Genomic DNA, 20,585 nt, shown 5'->3' on the forward strand with positions numbered 1-20,585 from the left:
TCGCAATTATTGACGGCGGTCAATACATCTGGTGACTGGTGAATGGCTCCGGCGTGCCGAGTGAGAGCGTCCGGGCGCGGAAAAGCGGGAATCGTTGCTGCATATACTGATCGTTGTCAATGCAGTCCCCGCCATTCGTCCCGGCTCCTTGGGGCTACTCGGTTTCCCAGCGTTTCCATTTGGGGAGACTTAGCTAACCTCCAGAATCTTCTATATTTAGAGAAAAAGGCTCCCAAGTTTTCCTAATGTACGCATACCGGGGTATTTTTAACTTTCTAAATAAGAATATAAGAAGTCCATTTTGGGAGCCTTTGGGAGCCTCGTATTTCGGACGATCTACCTCCCCACCTTGCACCACGCACTAGTCGCCGATCACCACGAAGCGCTGGTTTATTCAGCGAAAATAATCGTAGCTTTGTAACATGGTTTCCGGAGATAATTAACCGTTCACTGGGCTCCTTCGGGGTCTATAACGCCTAAGCCGGAAAGTTCCCCGGCGCTCGGCTCGTTCCAGAGCCACCAAGCGGCGCTATCCCAAATTGTTTGTAAAGGACCCAGATGCCAGACGTTATTGCTCGTTTCCGCTCAGACTCCCGTCGTATCTCACCACCCAAGATTGACGCCTCCGTCCCGAAGTACGCGACGGCACAGCTCAACTTCGCCAGCTACCTGATTGCTCTGAACCTTCTCCAGTACCAACGCGCATACCTCAGCGCGGACTCTCGCAGCGTCACCTTCGAGTTCACGGACCCGGACGGACTGTCGTCTCTCTACTTGAGCCGGTTCAACGCCTCGATTGGCGAATGTAACGCGAGAGTGTTGCTGGAAGTTCGCAATTACCTGCTGAGCGAAGCCAAGCGCGTTCAATCGAAGGTGGCCAAAAGTGACTAACTTCGAGCGCGCAAGAGATCAAGCCATCGTTGAGTTGAACAAAGAGGTCGCCATCAACGACCGAGGCGTCATGTTCAATATCGTTACCCGCGAAGTCATGTCCAGCGCCACGTTCCGGACTTCCTTCGCTCACCGCACGTTCGCCGTGGGTGACAAGACCTATCGCACCATTGACCATTGGCTGGAGTCGCCGCACCGTCGCGAATATAAGGAGTTGGTGTACGAGCCGCAGACCACCGCGAACGCCTTCAATCTCTATCCCGGCTGGGGAGCGAAGTCGAAAAAGGGTGACATCAAGCCGTGGGTCCGCTTGATGGACTCTATCTATGGCGCGGGCACGCCGGAGCGGAAATTCGCCGAACAATGGAACGGCTACCCCATCAAGCATCCGGGCACGAAGCTGAACACGGCGCGGCTCGTCATGTCCGCAGCCTACGGCACCGGGAAGACGAGCGAGACTTACGCGCTGGCTCGCGTCTACGGCAAAGAGAACGCCGTGGAGAACCTCACGCAAGACGAACTGGGCTCCCAGTTCAATCCGTGGGCTGACCGCAAACAACTGATCGTCGTACAGGAGTGCTTGATTACGCGCTCGAATCTTCTGAACAAGATGAAGACGCTGATCACTCACGACTCCGTGACGATCAATCGCAAGAATCAGCCTTCGTACTCGATTGGAACTTGCGCCAACTACATCTTCCAGTCGAACTATCCGAACGCCATGCGGCTTCCCAGCGGCGAGCGCCGGATTCACGTGTTCGAAATGGAAGGCGAAGGTTACAAGAATGATCCTGCGTTCTGGGAGGAGTTTTATACGTGGTCGGACTCAGAGGAAGGACCGGCAGCGTTGCGGTGGCACTTCGAACATCTGGACTACTCCGGCTTCAATCCCTTCGCAGCAGCTCCGCTAACCGCAGCCAAGTGCGACATGATCGAGGCGACCGCTTCAACAACCGAACTTTGGTGTGCCCAACTCAAGGCTGATCCGACTGCGACGCTGGGTGGGGAGTTCGAGTTGGCTACCACCACGGACCTACTACGTAAGGCGCGGAAGGCGCTCAACAATAAAAACCTGACCGTGTCGGAACTCCGCGCCGCTCTGAAGTCCGCTGGAATCCGAAAAGCCATACCAGAGAAGATGAATCTCGATCAGCCGGACGGTGACGATCTGGACCCTTGGGGCAGACCCAAAAAGAGGAAGCGAATCGAACAGGTCAAGTTTGAAGGTGAGAATCACACGTTCTGGGTGTTAAAGGGTAACGCCGCGTACACACCAGCCGCGATTCGGGAGCGGTATCAGCGTATCTATCGGCTGAAGGAGTTGAAGAAGCCGGACGGCGAGTGGATACAGACAGATCAGGAGGCGAGATGAGACCACAGGACCGTGCAGCTACGAAGGCTCGAATGGCGGCCAAGAAGAAGCGTCTAACGACGCTGTGTATACGAGAAGGAAAGTCAATACGCGCCGCGTCCGCCATCCTCAAGCAGGAAGGCTTCGCCGTGGGCGCGAGCAAGACGCGCCTCGGAGCCGATCTACTCGCAATCAGCCGCGAGGCTCCCAAGGCGTTCGAGCGCGAACGGCAGACGGCATACGGGGAGTTGAAAACGCTCCAGAAGTTCGTTGCTGACGCGGACGATATGAACAGTAAGGAAACCGTGGACAGCCTGCTGGCTATCCGGGACCGGATTAATCGCCTCCTCGGTCTGGACGCTCCGCAGAAGTCCGTCGTGGCGAACGTGGGATTGACTCCCGCGTATATCGAGATTGCGAAGGCGATGGCGGACGTAGCGCCGGAAGATCGTCTCAAGGTTCTCGCGTACATCCGGTCCCTCGTCAAGCCACTTGAGTTGACGGCGGATTGTTTTCCGCCAACGGAGGTTGAATGATCACGTTTCGGAAATTCTTTACGGCAACGAGTCCGGCGACGTTCGAACAGCCGTGGCACTTGAAGTTGATCGGCTCGTATCTTGAAAAGGTAGAACGCCGGGAGATTCAGAATCTCGCCATCTTTACGCCTCCTCAGCACGGAAAGTCCACGACCGTGGCGGAGCGATACCCGGCGTATCACTTTGCGCGTGATCCGCTCAGTCACGTGCTGGTCTGCTCCTATTCGGACGATCTAGCCGTGCGCGCCTCCGCGAACTGTAAAACGATTGTTCAAAGCGACTGGTGGCAGGAGACGTTCAACTATCCGGTCGGAAAGGCGACCGAGGCGCGTTGGATGTTCGTCGTGCCCGGTCAGGACGGTCGCTATAGCTGCGTTGCTTCGGGTATCGCCGGAGGTATCACAGGCCATACGGCGGACCTATGCGTGATTGATGACGTTCTCCGAAACAGGATGGATGCGCTATCGCCTACGATTCGAGAAAACATCTGGCAGAACTTTACATCTTCGGTTGAAAGCAGGTTGCCCAAGAATGGCCGCATAGTGATGATCACGACCCGCTGGCACGCGGACGATCTGGCCGGCAGGATTCTGACGCGGGCGAAGGAGAACAAGAAGGCTTCGCAGTGGACCGTCCTCGTTCTCCCGGCGACGAACGATTCCGGCGAGGAGGCTTACGTGCTGGACACGCGGACCGGTGAGCAGAAGTTCCTAGCGAAGTACGACGCGCTTTGGCCGTCGCGCTTCCCTCGCGACATTCTGGACCAGCGCCGCGCTGATCTGGGCGAAGGTATCTGGAGCGCGTTGTACGCCTGTCGCCCGTCGATGGGCACTGACATTCTCTTTCCTGTCGAATCTTGGGGCACGTACAAAGGCATCGAGGAGGACCAGCTTAGTCTTGTCGTAACCGCTTGGGACTGCGCAAGCAAGACCGGGAACGGCAACGATTATTCCGCCAACGTTGTTCTGGGGAGAATGAACGACGGTCGCATACTCGTCCTTGATGTCTGGAAAAGCAAAGTGGACTTCTCACAGCTGCCCGGAATCATCTTGGAGAGGTATCGCGCCGTGGCCGCTCGGTATCACACGGTTCCCGCGCTGGTGATCGAAGACGCGGCAGCCGGGACTCAAGCTATTCAGCTCTTTCAATCGGCCCACCCACTGATCCCGCTCGTCGTGGCGAAGCCCGGAGGAAAGTCCAAGATCGTTCGCGCTGAAGGCGTCACGGTCTTTACCCGGAGCGGAGTAGTGCTGCTCCCACAACAAGCCATCTGGCGCGATTCGTTCGTAAACGAGTGCGCGGAGTTCCCGCTGGGTGTTCACGACGACGTGGTAGACGCCTTCGTGCACGGTTGTAAGGTGTTCGTATCTTCCGGCGACTTCAAGTCAACCGAGTTCTTGCTCACGCCGGGCAGCACGCGACCATACACCAACGAAGATATCATCGCTGAATTTCTTGAAAATCAACCAGCCTTCGGGATATGTCTATCACCCGAACTAGACCGGGCTGACGAAGGAGACTTTGAATGAGCGGAGAAAACGACAAGATACTTCACGAAGTGCGGCTCGGTCTGATGCAGGCCAAGATCGCGTCGAAGCGCGAGGAGGCGAGGGAGCGTCGCCGGGAAGAAGAGATGCGCACGGAACTCGAATTGATGCTGGATGACCTCACGCAAAACGACGTTGACCTCAACTCGCCGGAGGGAATGGCGATTGCGGTGAAGTGTTGGGCGGTCAAGATGGCGCGACGGCGAGGCGCGGATTCCGGTGGACTTACTAACGGCGAGATTTTCTTAAGGTGATTGCTTTACAACTTCGGATTTTCCCCGTAACTGGCACGAACCGTGTGTGATTCAGTTTTGAAGCTGTCATAGCTACAGATGAATTCCTAGCTATGCTTTAAGTAGGCGACCAGAGGAGGAACAATGATCAAGTTGTTCGAGAAAAAAGGTCAACCCGGCGTTCTCTGCGATGCCGAAGGGAAGGTCTTGACTCCGGCAGATATCAAGCGGCTGGAAGAGTCCTCGCCGCTCGCAGAGTTCAACCGTCTCGCGGAAGGAACCGGCGTCAAGCCGGACGCGGATAAGGAACTTATCGACGCGTGGCAGGCTTACGGACTCTCTCCGGAAGCCGCTCGTATTGCTGCTGCGGTTCAATCGGAAACGCCCAAGACTGCTGACGACGTTGATTGGGCGAACGTCTTCGGAGCATAAACAATGTTAGCGCCGTCTGTACGTGGGTGGGAGAACCGGCTCGAAGCGTATTACAAGACCTTCGCGCCTTACTTCGAGGGTCGCAGGAAGTCCGTCAAACAGCACGACGTGATTTGCTTCATTCGCGACTATCACTTCACTCCCGCTCAGGTTGTGACGGCGACCGGCTACTCGCTCGACTTCATTCACGACACAATCCGTCGATTCGCCGCCAGATGTAACGTTCGACTCATTCAAGAACTCAAGGAGATCAACGATGTATCAACAGAACATCACGCTACCCGTAGAGTCACTAAACGTCGATAAGATCGCAGCCACCGTCCGCGAACTCGTCCCGGCCAACACTCAAGATCACACAACGGCGGAAGAACTTCGGACGCAACTGCGCTCGCTCGTAGAGCGACGGGACTTCCACGACTCCCGCGCCGAACGGTACTCGCAGGAACTCGCTATCGTAGAGGGTACGCTGCGCAACACGAAGTCCGCGTTAGACGAGGCTCAGAAACTCGTCATCACCCGTCCCGCCTTGCGGCATCGAATCGCGGAACTCGAACAGAACAAGGAACGGCTCCGGGAGGAGATTACGGCGCTACAAGTCGCCGTCGAACGTCAGGCTGCTATCCGGGACTCCGCCATAAAAGCTATCGCGGAATTCGATCATTCAAAATTGAAACGCCTGAGCGCTGAGGAAAAAGCGCTGGGCTAGAGTCTCCCCGCTGTTGTGCGTTTTACCTCCAGTTCTTCGCAAAACAGCCGGATAGCCGGGGTCTTGGGAGAGTCCCCGGCTTTTTGATATGTGACAACACGGCGCTCTGGCAGAGCGACGGCGTTGTGGTGGGTGACGGTCCCGACCCAGCAATGGGTCAATCCGTCACGAGTCTTCGGTGTACTCGTTCCAGCAAAGCGCCGGACGCTCCGAGCAACGTTCTCGGTACACGAAGCCGGGGGAGTCGCGCTTGCCTCTCCCGGCTTTTACTTTCTCGGAGGCTCGAATGAAATGGCTTAAGACTCGCCGTCAACTACATAAGGCGTACAGCGCAACGTTGAACGCTCACGTGGAGGCGCTCGCCACGTATCAGGACTTGATTGCCGGTTATCAGGAGACGATTGCGAGGCGCGATACGCTGATCGAGTTCCAGCGCCGGACAATGGCTGAGATGAGAGAACAAATTGTCGAACTGAAGAAGTACTGCGATGACTACCATAAAGCGCGGGAGTCCAGAGCGGCTGAGATTCAGCGACGGCTCGCGGCTCCTCCATCCACGACCATCCACTAGAGTTCGTCTTCCCAGCACGGCTCCGAATGGCCAACCAGCCTCGGAGCCGTTCGTGTCTACAACCATTCCACTGCGAGTGAGGAAACTGGACAATCCGGGCGTCAGTGACCGAGGGTCAATGAGTGTAATCGCGATATTTCAACAGTTGAAAACTACACCGCAGCGTTTGCACGGTTCGAGTCGGCGTGATTCGAGGAGTCCAATAGTAACGTCAATGCTGCGAGCGTTGCGACGGCCAATCCGAATGCACCGATATGCCTGATTGCAAAAGCCCACTGAGGTAATAACGTTCTTGCAGGCCACAGCAGAATGTTCGCAAACATCCCCACCATAAACAGACGCTCCCGCCCTATCGTGCGACGAATGCACCAGAATGCGATCCAGCATATCTCGCCGTAGATGGCGATGTTGAAAACTACAAGCACCCAGCCGTGGAAGAGAATACTCTGAGGTACCAGCCAGCCTGCATGACTGCGCCGGATGATGCCTCGGATTGCCAGCCCGAGCAGGGAGACCGTCCAACCCATTGCCAGCATGATTCTGAGGCGCGTGGTAAGCAGCCGAGTTGGGTGTGATTCGGTCAACGATCTTCTCTCATTCTCCGACCGTTATTATGCGACAGAGCCTCGACTGTTGAAAACAGGCGATTACACCAACTACAGTGTGCGACCCGCACGAGCACACACCTCTCTGGACAATCCGAGTGTCAGAAACGCGGGCCTATCGCGGGCCTAAGCATGAGTACCTTTTGATGGGTTCGGAGCGGACCTAAGTCATTACAGGGAAAGGAAAATGGGTGTCAGACTTTTCGCGTTAGCAAACCGCCGCATTCGGCCACTCTGCCACCTCTCCGCGACGGGTGGAATTTAGTGTAACACTGAGCTGGAGGTTGATAAATTCCTCTTCACCAGCCTGCACCTGAATTCGCGTTTCGTCCCGCCGTCTATATAATCCTTTGCATTCTTGCATCTAAAGTTTTTAGGAGGCCTGATTATGCATTCGCGTGAGATCTTGCGTAAAGGAATGGCAGCGATCGGTTTCGTGTTGCTGATTGTGGCTTCGGCAGCGGCTTGGCAGTATGGCAATAGTAGTAATGGTGACGAAGGGCAATACCAGATTCTGCAGGCGCGCTACGGTACCTCAGAGAGAAATGTGGATGTAACCCAGCGCCTGAAACAGTTGGCGACTCAGGATCGCACTTTCCGCATGGGCAACTCCACGTTTGGAGAAGATCCTGATCCTGGCCGCGTGAAGACTCTGCGCATTTACACGCGCGGTCCCGGCGGTGCGAATCGCATGTTCGAGTACCGCGAGGGCAGTGTCGTCGATGGCTCGCAGTTCACCGGCTGGGGCCGCGGCGATTGGGGCGGCGGCGGATGGAATGGCGGCTGGGGCGATGGCAACAGCACGGGCAATGGCAACGGGGATGACGGGCAATATCAGATCCTGCAAGCCCGCTACGGTACGGCACAAAGAAATGTGGACGTCACAGAACGGCTGAAGGAACTGGCGCGCCGCGATGTAACTTTTCGGATGGGCAACTCCACGTTTGGGGTTGATCCCGATGAAGGCCGCGTCAAGACGCTGCGCATTTACACTCGTGCGCGCAACGGACAGAACCGGATGTTCGAATACCGCGAAGGCAGCGTCGTCGATGGATCACAGTTCACCGGCTGGGGCCGTGGCGACTGGGGTGGCGGCGGCTGGAATGGCGGCTGGGGCGATGGAAACGGCGGCGGCAACGGGAGCGGCGACAGCGGTCAATACCAGATCCTGCAAGCCCGTTACGGCACGCAGCAGAGGAACGTCGATGTGACCGAGCGGCTGAAGGAACTCGCGCGTCGAGACCAAACCTTCCGCATGGGGAACTCGACGTTTGGAGTCGATCCTGACGAGGGCCGTGTCAAGACGTTGCGGATTTACACGCGTGGCCCGGGCGGTCAATATCGCGTCTTCGAATACCGCGAAGGCAGCTATGTTGACGGCTCGCAATTCACAGGTTGGGGCGGCGGCAACTGGGGTGGTGGCGGCGGCTGGAACGGTGGCTGGGGAGACGGAGATGAGGGGCAATACCAGATCATGCAAGCGCGTTACGGCACGGCGCGTCGCAACGTAGACGTCACCGAGCGGTTGAAGGAACTGGCTCGCCGCGATGTAAGTTTCCGGATGGGGAATTCCACGTTCGGAGTCGATCCGGATCGTGGTCATGTCAAGACTCTGCGCATCTATGCTCGCGGGCCGAACGGCGGCAATCGCACGTTCGAATACCGCGAAGGCAGCGTCGTTGATGGCGCCCTCTTTAGCAGCTGGGGCGGCGGCAACTGGGGTGGTGGTGGCGGCGGCTGGAATGGCGGCTGGGGGAATCTCGGCAACGATGACTGGCGCGACGGCCGTCGCGTCGTGGATCGTGACCGCGATGGCGATCGCGACAACAACCGTGACTACAACCGCGATGATCGTGGCCGCTATGGCCAGTTGAACATTGTCCGCGCCACCTATGGTGCGGGCAATCGCACGCAGGATGTTACCGGACGTCTCCGCTCGCTGGTTCGAGACGGCCGTCTGCAGATCACCGTGAATAACGATTCGATGGGTACCGATCCGGCGCCCGGCGCGCGCAAGACGCTATCGGTGAGCTATTCGAATGGCGGCGGCTCTCAGCAGCAGGCTCGCGTTTCGGAAGGCAGTCAACTCAGCATTCCGTAACTCTGATCGAATCGCGCTCTCGCCTGGAGAAACAACTCCGGGCGAGAGCTCGATTTCCAAGCGGACTTCACGAAACTCACCATTGTGGACACACCTCCCGGCTCCAGCAATGCCTCGATGACCCCGGCGGACAGAGCCGACGCATCTCGTCGTCGCCAGTTGGTTCTCGCCGGGCAAATTGCTTTTCTTCCTACCGGAATCCTGACCACGCTGCTCAGCCCGATGCTCCCCATTCTCAGCAAGCGGTGGGTGCTGACGGACGCACAGGTCGGAAATTTCTTTCCCATACAGTTTCTTTCCCAACTCGCGGGCGTTCTCCTGTCTGGATACATGCTTGCACGGGTGGGCTTCCGAACTGTGTTTCTATCCGGCTTACTGCTGATGGCGGCCGGTACGAGTACGCTTTTTCTAGGAACAATGTCGCTGGGAATGGTGTCGGTGGCGGTGTACGGGCTGGGGTTGGGATTGATTATCCCGACTACCAACCTGATGGCCGCGGAAGTCACGACCGGTTCTCGCGCGGCAGCGGTGAGCCTGCTCAACTTTTTCTGGGGCGTGGGTGCCGTACTCGGTTCGCTGCTGGTGGCGTGGGCTTCGAAGACGCAGCATGTGCCGCTGTTTCTTGGCGGAGTGGCGGTCTCGCTCCTGGTGCTCGCCTTTGCGGTACGGAATCTTCCATTTCCGCCGGCGCATCCCACGGGAGAGTCTTCGCTGCGCTGGAGCGCGATCGCGAGAAATCCGGTCACGTGGCTGTTTGCAGTCGTGTTTTTTCTCTATCCCGGCGCGGAAACATGCGTGGGCGGCTGGATCGGGTCCTATGTTTCACAGACGGGAATGGGCGCTACAGCCATCGCAGCCATGATCCCCGCTTTCTTCTATGCCGCGCTCACGGCTGGCCGAGGAGTGGGAGGATGGCTGCTGCGGCATTTTTCCGAGCGGCGGGTTCTGCAATGCGGGTACGCGGTGGCGACGATCGGCATCGGGATATTGCTGCGCTCCTCGACCTTGATGGAAGTAAAAGTGAGCGCGGTGCTCACGGGCCTTTCCTATGCCACGCTGTATCCGATCACGGTGGCACGACTCTCTCATCGCTATGGCGTCGAGGCGCGCAGCGTGGGTTCGCTGATGTTCTCTCTTGCAGCCATCGGACCGGCCGCTCTGCCGTGGCTGGTGGGAATGGTGTCGCAATCTGCGGGGAGTTTGCGCGCCGGCTTGCTCGTACCTTTTGTTGCGACTGCAGTTCTGTTTTTCATTCACATCAAGGAATGGTAGAGAAACATTGCAGAGGTCAGAAGTCAGATTGAAGAAGTGGAACCTTCTTTGCGATAACGCCTCACACCCGGGACGCTTTGGCTCCCTTGCCACGAGTCACACGGAGTGCAACGTTCGACGCCAGTTCTACCCGGTTGCGTCCATTGTGTTTCGCGCGATAAAGAGCCTGATCGGCGGCATGGATCACCTGTTCCGGCTGGCGATAGCGCGTGCTGGGTTCGGCCACTCCGATGCTCACGGTCACGGATAGCTCACCCGCCGGACGCTGCGGCGGCGTCACAGCAAGCGCTTTCTTTCTGCCCGGTTTGCGGCGCTCGGGCTCTGCGGCGCGCGGTTCCGTCCGCCTCTCATGGCCGCGAAATCGAAAAGTGGAATTCTGAATTGTGTGTCTTAGTCGCTCGAGTTCTTCGAACGCTTCTTTCGCCGAGGCATTGCGGAACAGGATGGCAAACTCCTCGCCTCCGCAGCGAAAGGCTTGTCCCCCGCCCCCCACACTCGCGAGTCGCGAGGCGACCATGCGGAGCACCTGGTCACCGGTGTCGTGGCCATAGGTATCGTTGAAATTCTTGAAGTGGTCGATGTCGACGATTGCGATCGCGTATTGCTGATCGAGCGATAGCAAGGACTCGTTGAAGGCGCGCCGTCCGCGAATGCCGGTGAGTTCATCAAAATAGGCTAGCACGTACGAGGTCTCAACCATGGACGCTGCCAGAATGAGTCCCGCGGTCGCCACGTACACATCGGCGATCTTTCCGACCGGCGAGAGATCAAGCCAGAGAAATACCGCGACCAGCGACCAAAGGAACCCGGGTTCCATGGGCTTGCGGGTCTGGAAAAACCGCAAAACCAGGACGGTCGCGCCCGCCGCGAAGCTGATGAGTGTCCACAGAGGCAGGCCGCTCGCGGCAGCCGAACTCCCGCTGCTGTTTTCCGGCCTGCAGGCGACTGCAACCACCACCGATTCGAGAAACAGAATCCCAAAGCGCGGAGCCATGCCGGCAACGGTGAATCCACGCTCGCGCATCAGTGCGAGTGCGATGTAGTTGAGAGGAACCAGGAGGGCGACCAATATGATCGCGGTGCGACCGGACCCGCTATGAAGGCGTCCAGCGGAAAAGAACTCTACGGCGCGGTGCGCCAACAATATGACGAGCAATGAAAAAAGCACGCGGCTGGAATTGAATCGCCAGGCGAGCAGCAGTCCAGCAGTGAAGACGGCGAGGTAATAGAACCCGAGAGAGGGCGCGACCAGTTGCAGCAAAGAACTGTTGACGAGCGCCACCGACAGGGCCAGCAACAGGCCTCCGGGGAGCAGCCACGATTTCCATGCGTTCGCTGTCAAACGAACCTCGCCACAACACACCGCTTCTTCCTCAGAATACGGCAGTTCCATCTCTTAACTGGTTAGTTTTGCGATGCGGGAGCTTGAATGCCAACCCCACGGCGGTCCCAGTTGTCGCTGCGCCTGAAATTTGGCATGCAAGATCGAGCGGCGGACGCCGTTCCATTTCTAGCCAAGTCTTCGCGGCTCCCAGGCCTCGGACAACGGAAAGGATTCTCCATGCGAAATAGACAGAATGGTTTTTCTCTGATCGAACTGTTGATCGTGGTAGCGATCATCCTGATCATCGCTTCGATTGCGATCCCAAGTATCGTCGGCGCGCACCGCTCGGCCGATGAGGCGTCGGCGGCGAATACCGTCCGGGCCATCAACAGTGCTCAGATTTCGTATAACTCCGCGTATCCGGCGATCGGCTATGCTGGCACTCTGGTTGCGTTAGGCGGAAACGCATGTACTCCCCCGTCCTCAGCCAGCGCGTGTTTGATTGACAGCCAGGTCGCGTCTGGAACAAAGAACGGATACACATTCACGCTGAGCGGCGCGTCTGGCAACCCTGCCGGGACCTATCAGATCATTGGCGCGCCGACCGTCCCGAATCAGACTGGTGTCCGTTCATTCTGCTCGTATGCGGACGGCGTTGTGCGAGCGCAAGTGAGCGCGATTGCTACTTGCGACAACAGCGTGCCGCCGCTGCAGTGACGAACACGTTGCAGTCAGCGCGGCCCACGCATTCAATGCCGAAGGCCGCATCGGAAGGCGGAGTACTGATTGCTGAGGGCTGCTTCTGGTACTCTTCCCCTGTTCATGGCACGAGCAACGCGTCGCGAAATCCGCATTGCGATTGATACGGGTGGGACCTTCACGGACTGCGTGTGGGCGGCAGGCAGTGTGCTCAAAACGCTGAAGGTGTTTTCGACGCCTGACGATCCTTCGCGGGCGATTGCCGAGGCACTACAGAAAATCGGCGTCACGGAAAATTTCACGCTTCTCCATGGCACGACGGTTGGCACCAACGCGCTTCTGCAACGAAAGGGCGCGCGGGTAGCTCTGATCACGACTTCCGGATTTGAAGATGTCATCGAAATCGGACGTCAGGCGCGTTCGCAGTTGTATGACTTCTTCTTCGAGCGCGTACCTCCGCTTGTGCCACGAGAACTGCGCTTCGGAATCAAAGAAAGAATCAGCGCGGACGGACAGGTCCTGGAAACTCCTTCGGTCGAGGGACTGGAACGCCTGAGGGAAATGGTCGCCAGTGCGAATGCGGATGCGATCGCCATCTCGCTCTTATTCTCGTTCGCGAATCCGAATGACGAAATAGCGGTGGCAGCGGCTCTGGCGAAACTAGGCAAGCCGCTTTCCGCCTCTCACAAGATTCTCCCCGAGTTTCGCGAGTACGAGCGCACCAGCACGGTGGTGGTGAATGCTTATTTGCAACCGCTGATGCAAAGCTATCTGCAGAAAATTGGCGAGCGGGCCAAAAATCTCAGCGAGCGATCACTGGCTGCGACACCGCGCATCTTCGTCATGCAATCCAGCGGCGGGATCACGTCGCTGGATGCCGCTGCTCGCGAGCCAGTTCGAACCGTACTGTCTGGTCCTGCCGGAGGGTTGGTGGGCGCGGCCGCGATGGCGGCGCGCAGCGGGTTCCCACGCATATTGTCCTTCGACATGGGAGGAACTTCCACCGACGTCGCTCTGGTTGAAGGCGAGGCGCGTCCCAGCATTGCCGGTGAAGTGGCGGGATTTCCCGTCGGCGTGCCCATGCTCGACATCCACACGGTCGGCGCGGGTGGTGGTTCGCTGGCTCGCTTCGACGCTGGCGGCGCATTGCGTGTTGGGCCAGAATCGGCGGGCGCCGATCCCGGACCAATCTGTTATGGCCGCGGCACGCAGCCCACGGTCACCGATGCCAACCTGATTTTGGGAAGACTGCGCGCGGATCGCTTTCTAGGTGGTGAATTCGCTCTGCAGGCGGAACGTGCTCGCAGTCTCACGTCCGAATGGTTGAAGAAGGAGAACTCGCGTTTGACGCTCCTGCAGTTTGCTGCAGGGGTGTTGCAAGTTGTGAACGCCAACATGGAGCGGGCCCTGCGCGTCGTGTCGATCGAGCGCGGCTACGATCCCCGCGACTTTGCCCTGGTCGCGTTTGGAGGAGCGGGTGGCTTGCACGCCTGCGAACTCGCCCAGTCGTTGGGCATCCCAACGGTCATCGTGCCGGCTCGCCCGGGAGCACTCTCGGCATTTGGAATTCTGGTCAGCGACGCAGTCAAAGATTTTTCGCGAACTTTACTGTGGAATCTTTCCACGAGAAAACCGCGCCCAGAATTGGAACGAGAATTTCGAAAGCTTGAGGTCCTGGCGCGAAAAGAGTTTCTTGCGGAAAGATGGGTCGGACGTCCGATCTTCGAACGCAGTCTCGATCTGCGTTACCGGGGACAAGGTTATGAACTCAACGTTCCTGCTACCGGAGATGCGACAGCCCACTTTCATCAGGAACATCAACGACGCTACGGATATCACCATGCAGCGAAGGAAATCGAGTTGGTGACCGTGCGGTTGCGGGCAAGAGTCAAGGCGCAAGGATTAGACATCACCAGGGACAAGGCTGTCGGCAGACCCTCGGGAAGGGCAAAGCCGCTCGAGCGAGCAAAAGTCATTTTCCAGGGAAAGGCCGTCATCACTCCGGTATACGAACGCGGCGACTTGATTCCAGATCAATCGTTAAGAGGTCCAGCCGTGGTCACGGAATACAGCGCGACCACAGTTATCCCACCGGGCAGGAAATTCTGGGTTGATCGAGCGGAGAACCTTCTGATTGCGATCAAGTGAGATCGGGCAATCCCCATCTCTATCTCGAGCCTATCTCAGCCTTCTTCCTCGGGCGCTTTACCCTCTTCCAGCGCCATATCTTTGAACTCGCTGGACTCGAAGACGTCCCCGCACTCTTTGCATTCCACATATTCGGTGTCTTCGACGCGGGAAACGATCTGCACCCGGGGATGCTTACACGGCTGCGGAGTGGTCTTGGCAGGGGGTTGCGGCGGCGGGCTTGTCGTCATAGATTCCGGGTCCGCTCTGATTCTGAAAGAGCGGCTGATTCCAATAACCGGGAAATTTGCCGTATTTTAGAACGCTGGTTCAGGATGTCAAGTACCCTCAGACCGGCATTCCGATTACTCGCCGCGAAGCCCTCGCTAACCTGTTCAGAGCACTAAACTTGCCGTCCATTGCAAAATTCAGCCGTTGCCTGCGTGGGCTTGCGTTCGGGCTCCCAACGGCAGTAATATGTATATGCGACCAAAACAGTCGGCAATCTATACGACCTTATCGGTCGGCATTACAAGCAATGCTGAAACTGACCAAAAAAGCGGACTACGGCCTGATGGCGATGAAGCACTTCGCCGAGCGTGCCCCGAAGGGTTCATGCAGCGCCAAGGACGTGGCCGAAGCCTACGGCATCCCGCAGGAAGCACTGGCGAAGATTCTGCAACGGCTGGCGAAGGCCGGCTTGCTGCGATCGCAACACGGGATTAACGGTGGATATACCCTGGCCCGCGATCCGAATACGATTTCGGCGTTTGAGGTCATCCAGGCGATCGATGGCCCGCTCTTTATTACTTCCTGCATCACGGTGCGGGGCGAATGCGATCAGACGGACCGCTGCACGATTCGCGAACCGTTGCGCAAAGTAAATGAAAGCATCGAGCAGGTGTTGAAGAAGATCAAAATATCGCACATGCGAGAAGAGCCGGAAATGATTGAGATTTCAAAACCGGCGGAACTCGTAACGATCATTTAGCCGGCGACTCGCCGGCAAGAGATTTGAGGAGAACAGCAATCATGAGCACGGATGTGAAGACGGCGCCCCCAGCCACCCAGACCAACGAACAGCGCGCGGCAGCAGACGGCATTAAACTGCCGATCTACATGGACAATCACGCGACCACGCAGCTTGATCCGCGAGTTCTGGAAGAAATGCTGCCTTACTTCATGGAGAAATTTGGCAACGCCGCGAGCCGCAATCATCCTTTTGGATGGGCGGCAGAAGAAGCGGTTGAATTATCGCGTGAGCGCATCGCGAAGTTGATTGGAGCGACCGCGAAAGAAATCATCTTTACGTCAGGCGCAACCGAGAGCGATAACCTCGCCATCAAGGGCGTTGCCGAGATGTATCGCGAGAAGGGCAACCACATCATCACCGCGGTCACCGAGCACAAGGCGGTGCTTGATACCTGTAAGCATCTCGAGAAGTATGGCTTCCGCGTCACATATTTGCCGGTGCAGAAGAGTGGCCTGGTTGATCTCGACGACCTGAAACGCGCCATGGACGACAAGACGATCCTGGTTACGATCATGGCTGCGAACAATGAAATCGGCGTGATTCAGCCGCTGGCGGAAATCGGAACGCTTTGTCGCGAGCGCGGCGTCATTTTCCACACTGACGCGGTGCAGGCGATTGGCAAAGTTCCGGTCGATGTCAACAAGATGAACATCGACGTCGCGTCCATCACTGGACACAAGCTGTATGGGCCGAAGGGCGTGGGCGCTCTGTATGTGCGCCGCAAGAACCCGCGCGTGCAGCTGGTGCCGATGATCGATGGCGGAGGCCACGAACGCGGCATGCGATCTGGAACGCTGAATGTTCCCGGCATCGCTGGTCTCGGCAAGGCCTGCGCGATTGCGATGGAAGAAATGCCACAGGAGTCCTGCAAGATCGCCGGCCTGCGGAATCGGCTGCGCGACAAAATCATGGGCCGTCTCGACGAGACCTATATCAACGGCTCGATGGAGCAGCGGCTGCCGGGCAACTTGAATATCAGCTTCGCTTACGTGGAAGGCGAGTCGCTGCTGATGGGCATCAATGATATTGCGGTATCGAGCGGTTCGGCCTGCACCTCGGCGACGCTGGAGCCATCCTATGTATTGAAGGCTCTGGGCACGGGCGACGATCTGGCGCATAGCTCGATCCGTTTCGGCATCGGACGTTTTAATACCGAGGCCGAAGTCGACTACGTAGCGGATCGCGTGATCGAGACCGTTGAACGTCTGCGTGAACTTTCGCCGCTTTACGAGATGGCGAAAGAAGGCATCGATCTGAAGTCCGTGAAGTGGGTTGGAGAAGCGCACTAGCACTGCTTCGGGCCCCGAGCTGCGAGCGAGCAGGGTTTCTTGTAACTTGATTTTGATTGCTCGAAGCTCGCGGCTCGAAGCTCGCAGCCTAAGTTTTAGATTTTGAAAGAGTGAGGAGAACACATGGCGTATAGCGATAAAGTGATTGACCACTACAACCATCCACGCAACGTTGGTTCCATGGACAAGGCCAGCGCCGACGTGGGCACCGGTCTGGTTGGCGCGCCCGAGTGTGGCGACGTCATGAAGCTGCAGATCAAGGTCAATCCGGAAACGAACGTGATTGAAGACGCGAAGTTCAAGACCTTTGGCTGCGGATCGGCCATTGCCTCGTCCTCGCTCGCCACCGAGTGGGTGAAAGGCAAGACCATCGACGAAGCTCTCGCGATCAAGAATACGGAGATCGTGAAGGAACTCGCGTTGCCTCCGGTCAAGATTCACTGCTCGGTACTGGCAGAAGACGCCATCCGCGCGGCGATTGGTGACTGGAAGAAGAAGCAGGACGCGACGAAGCCGGTAGCGGTTCAGACAGCGCAGTAAGACCGCTGCAGGCCACGAGCGGCGAGCTTCGAGCGATCAATGCCAAACCGCTCGGCGTTCAGGTTGCTCGTAGCTAGCGGCTCGAAGCCCGTAGCTCCCTATGGAACAAACGACACAATCCGCAGCGCCCGCGGCTCCTGTCAAAGGGATCCAGATCACTGACAAGGCGATCGCCAAGGTGCGTGCGGCGATGGAGAAGGAAGGCATCTCGCCCGAGCAGGGAGGCCTTCGCCTCGGCGTGCAGGGCGGTGGATGCTCGGGACTGAGTTACAGCGTTCGTTTCGATACGCAGCCTCGTGAGCGGGATCGCGTGTTCACATTTGGCGATGTGCGTGTGTTCGTGGACCCGAAGTCGTTTATCTATCTGCACGGGATGGTTCTTGATTATCAGGAGACGCTCATGCAGCAGGGCTTTGTGTTCGTAAATCCGAACTCGACGAAGTCCTGCGGCTGCGGCACGTCGTTCTCCGCATAGCTCTTGTGGGCACAGGTTCTGTGGGCACAGGTCTCTGACCTGTGCAGGACAGGTCGACGACCTGTCCCCACACATATCCGCCCAAGATTTTTGCATGGCAAATCCAGAATCCAAATCGTCGTTGATCATGCCGGGGGACGAGACCTCGAGTTGCTGGTCCTGCGGAACCATGCGGGCCGTTCATTTTTGTAGTGCCTGCGGCAAAGTGCAGCCGCCCGCACCCGCGGACTACTTCATGTTCTTCGGTTTTCCGCGCAAATTGGAACTGGACACCGCGCTGCTTGAAAAAGAGTTTTACGCCCTCAGCCGGAGACTCCATCCGGATATGTCAGCGCAGGCCGATAGCCAGGAGCGGTCCTGGAGCCTGGAGCAAAGTTCGCTGCTCAACGACGCGTATCGCACGCTCAAAGATCCGATCAAGCGCACGGAATATCTGTTGCGCTTGGAAGGAGTAGAGCTTGAAGAGCAGTCCAAACAGGCCACAGAGAAGGCTCGTGCGAGTGGAGAAGTAAAAAAGCAAGTTGTGCCGCCCGATCTTCTGGAAGAAGTGTTTGAGCTGAACCTGCAGCTTGAAGAATTCAAGATGCAGAAGAAGATGGGTGAGAATGATCCCGCGTTGCTCGAAGAAATCGGGAAAGCGAAACTTCATCTGGAAGAAAAGAACGGTGCCTTGCTGGCCGAACTTCAAGCTGATTGGACGCAGTGGGACAAAGCAGTAGACGGCTGTACAGAAGCAGAGCGCCTGAAAATCCGCGACCACATGGTGGACGTACTGAATCGCAGAAACTACGTGCGGAACCTGGTACGGGACGTAAATGAAGCTCTGGAAGGCTAAAGATTTTGTAATTTGGTAGTCGGGTATTTTGCAATTTAAAAACCCAGACTATCGACAACAATTACCAAATTACCCGATTGCGAAATTACCAAATGGACTACATCGTCGGCATCGATCTCGGGACCACGAATTCTCTGGTGGCGTATATGCGCGGAGATTCGCCTGTCGTCATTCCGGGAGAAGATGGACTGAATCTTGTGCCGTCGGTGGTTGCGCTCGACGAGAAAAATCAGATTGTTGTCGGCAATGCGGCGCGCAAGTATTTGATCGAGACGCCGGAACGGTCAGTCTACTCGGTCAAACGGCTGATGGGACGCGGCGTGGAAGACATTCAAGAAGAGCTGAAATTCTTTCCGTTTCACCTGGCCGACGACATTCAGCCCGGTGAAGTCCTGCGCATCAAAGTAGGAGAGCGGTCTTACAACCCGCCGGAAATTTCCGCGCATGTGTTGCGGCAACTGAAGCGGAACGCGGAGCGCTTTTTTGCGGCACCGGTCACGAAGGCAGTCATCACTGTCCCGGCATATTTCAACGATGCGCAACGGCAAGCGACAAAAGATGCTGGACGCATTGCAGGACTGGATGTTCTGCGCCTTGTGAACGAGCCGACGGCGGCCTCACTCGCGTATGGTCTCGACAAAAAGAAGAACGGCATCGTGGCCGTGTACGACCTGGGCGGCGGCACGTTCGACATTTCGATTCTCAAGTTGCACGATGGGATCTTTGAAGTCATATCCACGAATGGCGACACGCACCTTGGCGGCGACGACATCGACAATCTGCTGATCTCGATTGCGCTCGACGACATACAGGGCGATTTGAAGCTGAATGTGCGGAGAAATGGCGAGGCGGTCGCGCGCATCCGCAAAGCCGTGATTGAGGCGAAGGTTGCTCTTTCGTCGGAGGCCTCCGCGAAGCTTGATGTGGAATTGCCCGGCGGACAGCGCTACCAGCGCGAAATCACGCGCGAAGGATTCGAACAGCTGATCCAGCCTGTCATTGAACGCACAGTTGCGCCCAGCAAGCAGGCGTTGAAAGATGCGGGACTTAGACCCGAACAGATTGACGAAGTCGTGTTGGTCGGCGGATCCACGCGCATTCCGAAGGTCCGGCAACTCGTTCAAAACCTATTTGGGCGAGTTCCGCACACGGATCTCAATCCTGATGAGGTGGTTGCATTGGGGGCGGCGGTGCAGGCGCACATTCTGGGTGGCGGGTCCGATATCACGAAGGAGATGTTGCTGCTCGACGTCACACCTCTTTCGCTTGGAATCGAAGTAGCCGGCGGCGTGACGGACAAGATCATCCTGCGCAATTCGACCGTGCCTGCGTCCGCGACACAACATTACACGACCCAAGTCGATGGTCAGACCAACGTCGCGATTCATGTGTTGCAAGGCGAACGCGAACTGGCGCGGGATTGCCGGTCATTGGCGCGCTTTGACCTGAAGGGCATTCCGCCGATGCCAGCGGGACTGCCGCGAATCGAAGTGAAGTTCCTCATCGACGCGAACGGCATCCTGCAGGTATCGGCACGCGAGCAGCGCAGCGGCCAGGAAGCTCAGATCGCAGTGCAGCCGAGCTACGGTCTGACCGACGAGCAGGTCGAGGGAATGCTGCTCGAGTCCTACGACTTCGCCGAGGAAGATTTCCGGCAGCGCCAGGTGATCGAAGCTCGGCGCGAAGCCGAGACGATTCTTACGGCGCTCGCCAAAGGAAAGAAAAACGAAGCCTGGCGTGTGCTGACGAGCGACGAACGCGATCGCATCGCGATGCTGGAGAAGGAATTGGAAACGGTGCAAACCGGCGATGATTACCAGGCGATCCGTAAGTCCATCGATACGCTCAACCAGGCCACGATGCATCTGGCGGAGTTGATGATGGACACCGCAGTGTCTGCAGCCCTTAAAGGAAAAACAATGGGTGAGACCGATCTCGGCGATGGCGGCAATGCGGGGCATCCGGTGGCGAAAGCGGAGTTTCAGTAGGGCAGGTCTCAGTCTCAAAAAGCGTTCTGG

Annotated in this window: 21 protein-coding genes; 18 read left to right on the plus strand and 3 right to left on the minus strand. The window is 57.4% G+C overall.

All coding sequences use genetic code 11. The features are described 5' to 3' along the window. Positions 1-558 precede the first annotated feature (558 nt). The 8 genes from HY010_15455 to HY010_15490 all read left to right on the plus strand — a co-directional run bounded on the left by HY010_15455 (position 559) and on the right by HY010_15490 (position 6,267). Complete coding sequence (locus tag HY010_15455) at positions 559-891, plus strand: hypothetical protein (GenBank protein MBI3477128.1); 333 nt, start codon at positions 559-561, stop codon at positions 889-891. Beyond that, the gene (locus HY010_15460; GenBank protein ID MBI3477129.1) at positions 884-2,263 is read left to right on the plus strand and encodes a hypothetical protein; all 1,380 of its coding nucleotides are present in this window, start codon (positions 884-886) and stop codon (positions 2,261-2,263) included. Before HY010_15455 ends, HY010_15460 begins: the two co-directional genes overlap by 8 nt. A 32-nt stretch (positions 2,264-2,295) precedes the next feature. Beyond that, entirely contained in the window at positions 2,296-2,778 is a 483-nt protein-coding gene (locus HY010_15465; GenBank protein MBI3477130.1) for a hypothetical protein, read from the plus strand. Further along, positions 2,775-4,307 (plus strand): phage terminase large subunit, encoded by a 1,533-nt coding sequence (gene terL, locus HY010_15470; GenBank protein ID MBI3477131.1) that lies wholly within the window; start codon positions 2,775-2,777, stop codon positions 4,305-4,307. Before HY010_15465 ends, terL begins: the two co-directional genes overlap by 4 nt. Then, positions 4,304-4,579, plus strand: coding sequence for a hypothetical protein (locus HY010_15475; protein MBI3477132.1), 276 nt, complete (start codon positions 4,304-4,306; stop codon positions 4,577-4,579). The genes terL and HY010_15475 overlap by 4 nt, the downstream gene beginning before the upstream one ends. A 123-nt stretch (positions 4,580-4,702) precedes the next feature. Continuing rightward, the gene (locus HY010_15480) at positions 4,703-4,990 is read left to right on the plus strand and encodes a hypothetical protein (GenBank protein MBI3477133.1); all 288 of its coding nucleotides are present in this window, start codon (positions 4,703-4,705) and stop codon (positions 4,988-4,990) included. A 256-nt stretch (positions 4,991-5,246) separates the two neighbouring features. Beyond that, a complete protein-coding gene (locus HY010_15485) occupies positions 5,247-5,696 on the plus strand; it encodes a hypothetical protein (protein ID MBI3477134.1) in 450 nt (149 codons plus the stop codon). A 286-nt stretch (positions 5,697-5,982) separates the two neighbouring features. Beyond that, positions 5,983-6,267 carry a hypothetical protein gene (locus HY010_15490; protein ID MBI3477135.1) on the plus strand — a complete coding sequence of 95 codons (285 nt, stop codon included), beginning with the start codon at positions 5,983-5,985 and terminating at the stop codon, positions 6,265-6,267. A gap of 152 nt (positions 6,268-6,419) precedes the next feature. Here the strand turns inward: HY010_15490 and HY010_15495 are convergent, their stop codons facing one another. After that, a complete protein-coding gene (locus tag HY010_15495) occupies positions 6,420-6,851 on the minus strand; it encodes a hypothetical protein (GenBank protein ID MBI3477136.1) in 432 nt (143 codons plus the stop codon). 409 nt (positions 6,852-7,260) lie between these two features. Between HY010_15495 and HY010_15500 the strand changes: the two genes are divergently transcribed. Together HY010_15500 and HY010_15505 are read left to right on the plus strand one after the other, a co-directional pair. After that, positions 7,261-8,973 carry a hypothetical protein gene (locus tag HY010_15500; GenBank protein ID MBI3477137.1) on the plus strand — a complete coding sequence of 571 codons (1,713 nt, stop codon included), beginning with the start codon at positions 7,261-7,263 and terminating at the stop codon, positions 8,971-8,973. An 84-nt stretch (positions 8,974-9,057) separates the two neighbouring features. Then, complete coding sequence (locus HY010_15505) at positions 9,058-10,245, plus strand: MFS transporter (GenBank protein ID MBI3477138.1); 1,188 nt, start codon at positions 9,058-9,060, stop codon at positions 10,243-10,245. A 61-nt stretch (positions 10,246-10,306) separates the two neighbouring features. On the opposite strand, the gene HY010_15510 is transcribed toward HY010_15505, so the two are convergent. Continuing rightward, on the minus strand, positions 10,307-11,587 hold the full coding sequence (locus HY010_15510) for a GGDEF domain-containing protein (GenBank protein ID MBI3477139.1): 1,281 nt from the start codon (positions 11,585-11,587) through the stop codon (positions 10,307-10,309). 219 nt (positions 11,588-11,806) lie between these two features. Here HY010_15510 and HY010_15515 point away from each other — a divergent pair, with 219 nt between their 5' ends. Together HY010_15515 and HY010_15520 are read left to right on the plus strand one after the other, a co-directional pair. Then, positions 11,807-12,286: a prepilin-type N-terminal cleavage/methylation domain-containing protein gene (locus HY010_15515; GenBank protein ID MBI3477140.1), complete on the plus strand. Its 480-nt coding sequence runs from the start codon at positions 11,807-11,809 to the stop codon at positions 12,284-12,286. Positions 12,287-12,415: 129 nt separating this feature from the next. Further along, on the plus strand, positions 12,416-14,416 hold the full coding sequence (locus tag HY010_15520; protein MBI3477141.1) for a hydantoinase/oxoprolinase family protein: 2,001 nt from the start codon (positions 12,416-12,418) through the stop codon (positions 14,414-14,416). A 35-nt stretch (positions 14,417-14,451) separates the two neighbouring features. Here the strand turns inward: HY010_15520 and HY010_15525 are convergent, their stop codons facing one another. Further along, positions 14,452-14,646, minus strand: a complete 195-nt coding sequence (locus HY010_15525; GenBank protein ID MBI3477142.1) for a hypothetical protein — start codon at positions 14,644-14,646, stop codon at positions 14,452-14,454. A 287-nt stretch (positions 14,647-14,933) separates the two neighbouring features. On the opposite strand from HY010_15525, the gene HY010_15530 reads away from it, so the two are divergent. The 6 genes from HY010_15530 (at position 14,934) to hscA (ending at position 20,555) form a co-directional block, all read left to right on the plus strand. After that, positions 14,934-15,386, plus strand: a complete 453-nt coding sequence (locus HY010_15530) for an Rrf2 family transcriptional regulator (protein MBI3477143.1) — start codon at positions 14,934-14,936, stop codon at positions 15,384-15,386. A gap of 110 nt (positions 15,387-15,496) precedes the next feature. Continuing rightward, positions 15,497-16,717: an IscS subfamily cysteine desulfurase gene (locus tag HY010_15535; protein ID MBI3477144.1), complete on the plus strand. Its 1,221-nt coding sequence runs from the start codon at positions 15,497-15,499 to the stop codon at positions 16,715-16,717. Between the two features lie 123 nt (positions 16,718-16,840). Beyond that, positions 16,841-17,257, plus strand: coding sequence for a Fe-S cluster assembly scaffold IscU (iscU, locus tag HY010_15540; protein ID MBI3477145.1), 417 nt, complete (start codon positions 16,841-16,843; stop codon positions 17,255-17,257). Between the two features lie 100 nt (positions 17,258-17,357). Further along, positions 17,358-17,732, plus strand: a complete 375-nt coding sequence (locus tag HY010_15545) for an iron-sulfur cluster assembly accessory protein (protein MBI3477146.1) — start codon at positions 17,358-17,360, stop codon at positions 17,730-17,732. A 127-nt stretch (positions 17,733-17,859) separates the two neighbouring features. Beyond that, entirely contained in the window at positions 17,860-18,567 is a 708-nt protein-coding gene (gene hscB, locus HY010_15550) for a Fe-S protein assembly co-chaperone HscB (GenBank protein ID MBI3477147.1), read from the plus strand. A 92-nt stretch (positions 18,568-18,659) separates the two neighbouring features. Then, on the plus strand, positions 18,660-20,555 hold the full coding sequence (gene hscA / locus HY010_15555; protein ID MBI3477148.1) for a Fe-S protein assembly chaperone HscA: 1,896 nt from the start codon (positions 18,660-18,662) through the stop codon (positions 20,553-20,555). Positions 20,556-20,585 lie beyond the last annotated feature (30 nt).

This window comes from Acidobacteriota bacterium (assembly GCA_016196065.1).
Taxonomy (GTDB): Bacteria; Acidobacteriota; Terriglobia; order Terriglobales; family Acidobacteriaceae; genus Acidiflorens.

Coding starts and splice junctions, on each gene's coding strand:
- HY010_15455 (MBI3477128.1), top strand. CDS start 559: ATGCCAGACGTTATTGCTCGTTTCCGCTCAGACTCCCGTCGTATCTCA.
- HY010_15465 (MBI3477130.1), top strand. CDS start 2,296: ATGGCGGCCAAGAAGAAGCGTCTAACGACGCTGTGTATACGAGAAGGA.
- terL (MBI3477131.1), top strand. CDS start 2,775: ATGATCACGTTTCGGAAATTCTTTACGGCAACGAGTCCGGCGACGTTC.
- HY010_15475 (MBI3477132.1), top strand. CDS start 4,304: ATGAGCGGAGAAAACGACAAGATACTTCACGAAGTGCGGCTCGGTCTG.
- HY010_15480 (MBI3477133.1), top strand. CDS start 4,703: ATGATCAAGTTGTTCGAGAAAAAAGGTCAACCCGGCGTTCTCTGCGAT.
- HY010_15485 (MBI3477134.1), top strand. CDS start 5,247: ATGTATCAACAGAACATCACGCTACCCGTAGAGTCACTAAACGTCGAT.
- HY010_15490 (MBI3477135.1), top strand. CDS start 5,983: ATGAAATGGCTTAAGACTCGCCGTCAACTACATAAGGCGTACAGCGCA.
- HY010_15500 (MBI3477137.1), top strand. CDS start 7,261: ATGCATTCGCGTGAGATCTTGCGTAAAGGAATGGCAGCGATCGGTTTC.
- HY010_15515 (MBI3477140.1), top strand. CDS start 11,807: ATGCGAAATAGACAGAATGGTTTTTCTCTGATCGAACTGTTGATCGTG.
- HY010_15525 (MBI3477142.1), bottom strand. CDS start 14,646: ATGACGACAAGCCCGCCGCCGCAACCCCCTGCCAAGACCACTCCGCAG.
- HY010_15530 (MBI3477143.1), top strand. CDS start 14,934: ATGCTGAAACTGACCAAAAAAGCGGACTACGGCCTGATGGCGATGAAG.
- iscU (MBI3477145.1), top strand. CDS start 16,841: ATGGCGTATAGCGATAAAGTGATTGACCACTACAACCATCCACGCAAC.
- HY010_15545 (MBI3477146.1), top strand. CDS start 17,358: ATGGAACAAACGACACAATCCGCAGCGCCCGCGGCTCCTGTCAAAGGG.
- hscB (MBI3477147.1), top strand. CDS start 17,860: ATGCCGGGGGACGAGACCTCGAGTTGCTGGTCCTGCGGAACCATGCGG.
- hscA (MBI3477148.1), top strand. CDS start 18,660: ATGGACTACATCGTCGGCATCGATCTCGGGACCACGAATTCTCTGGTG.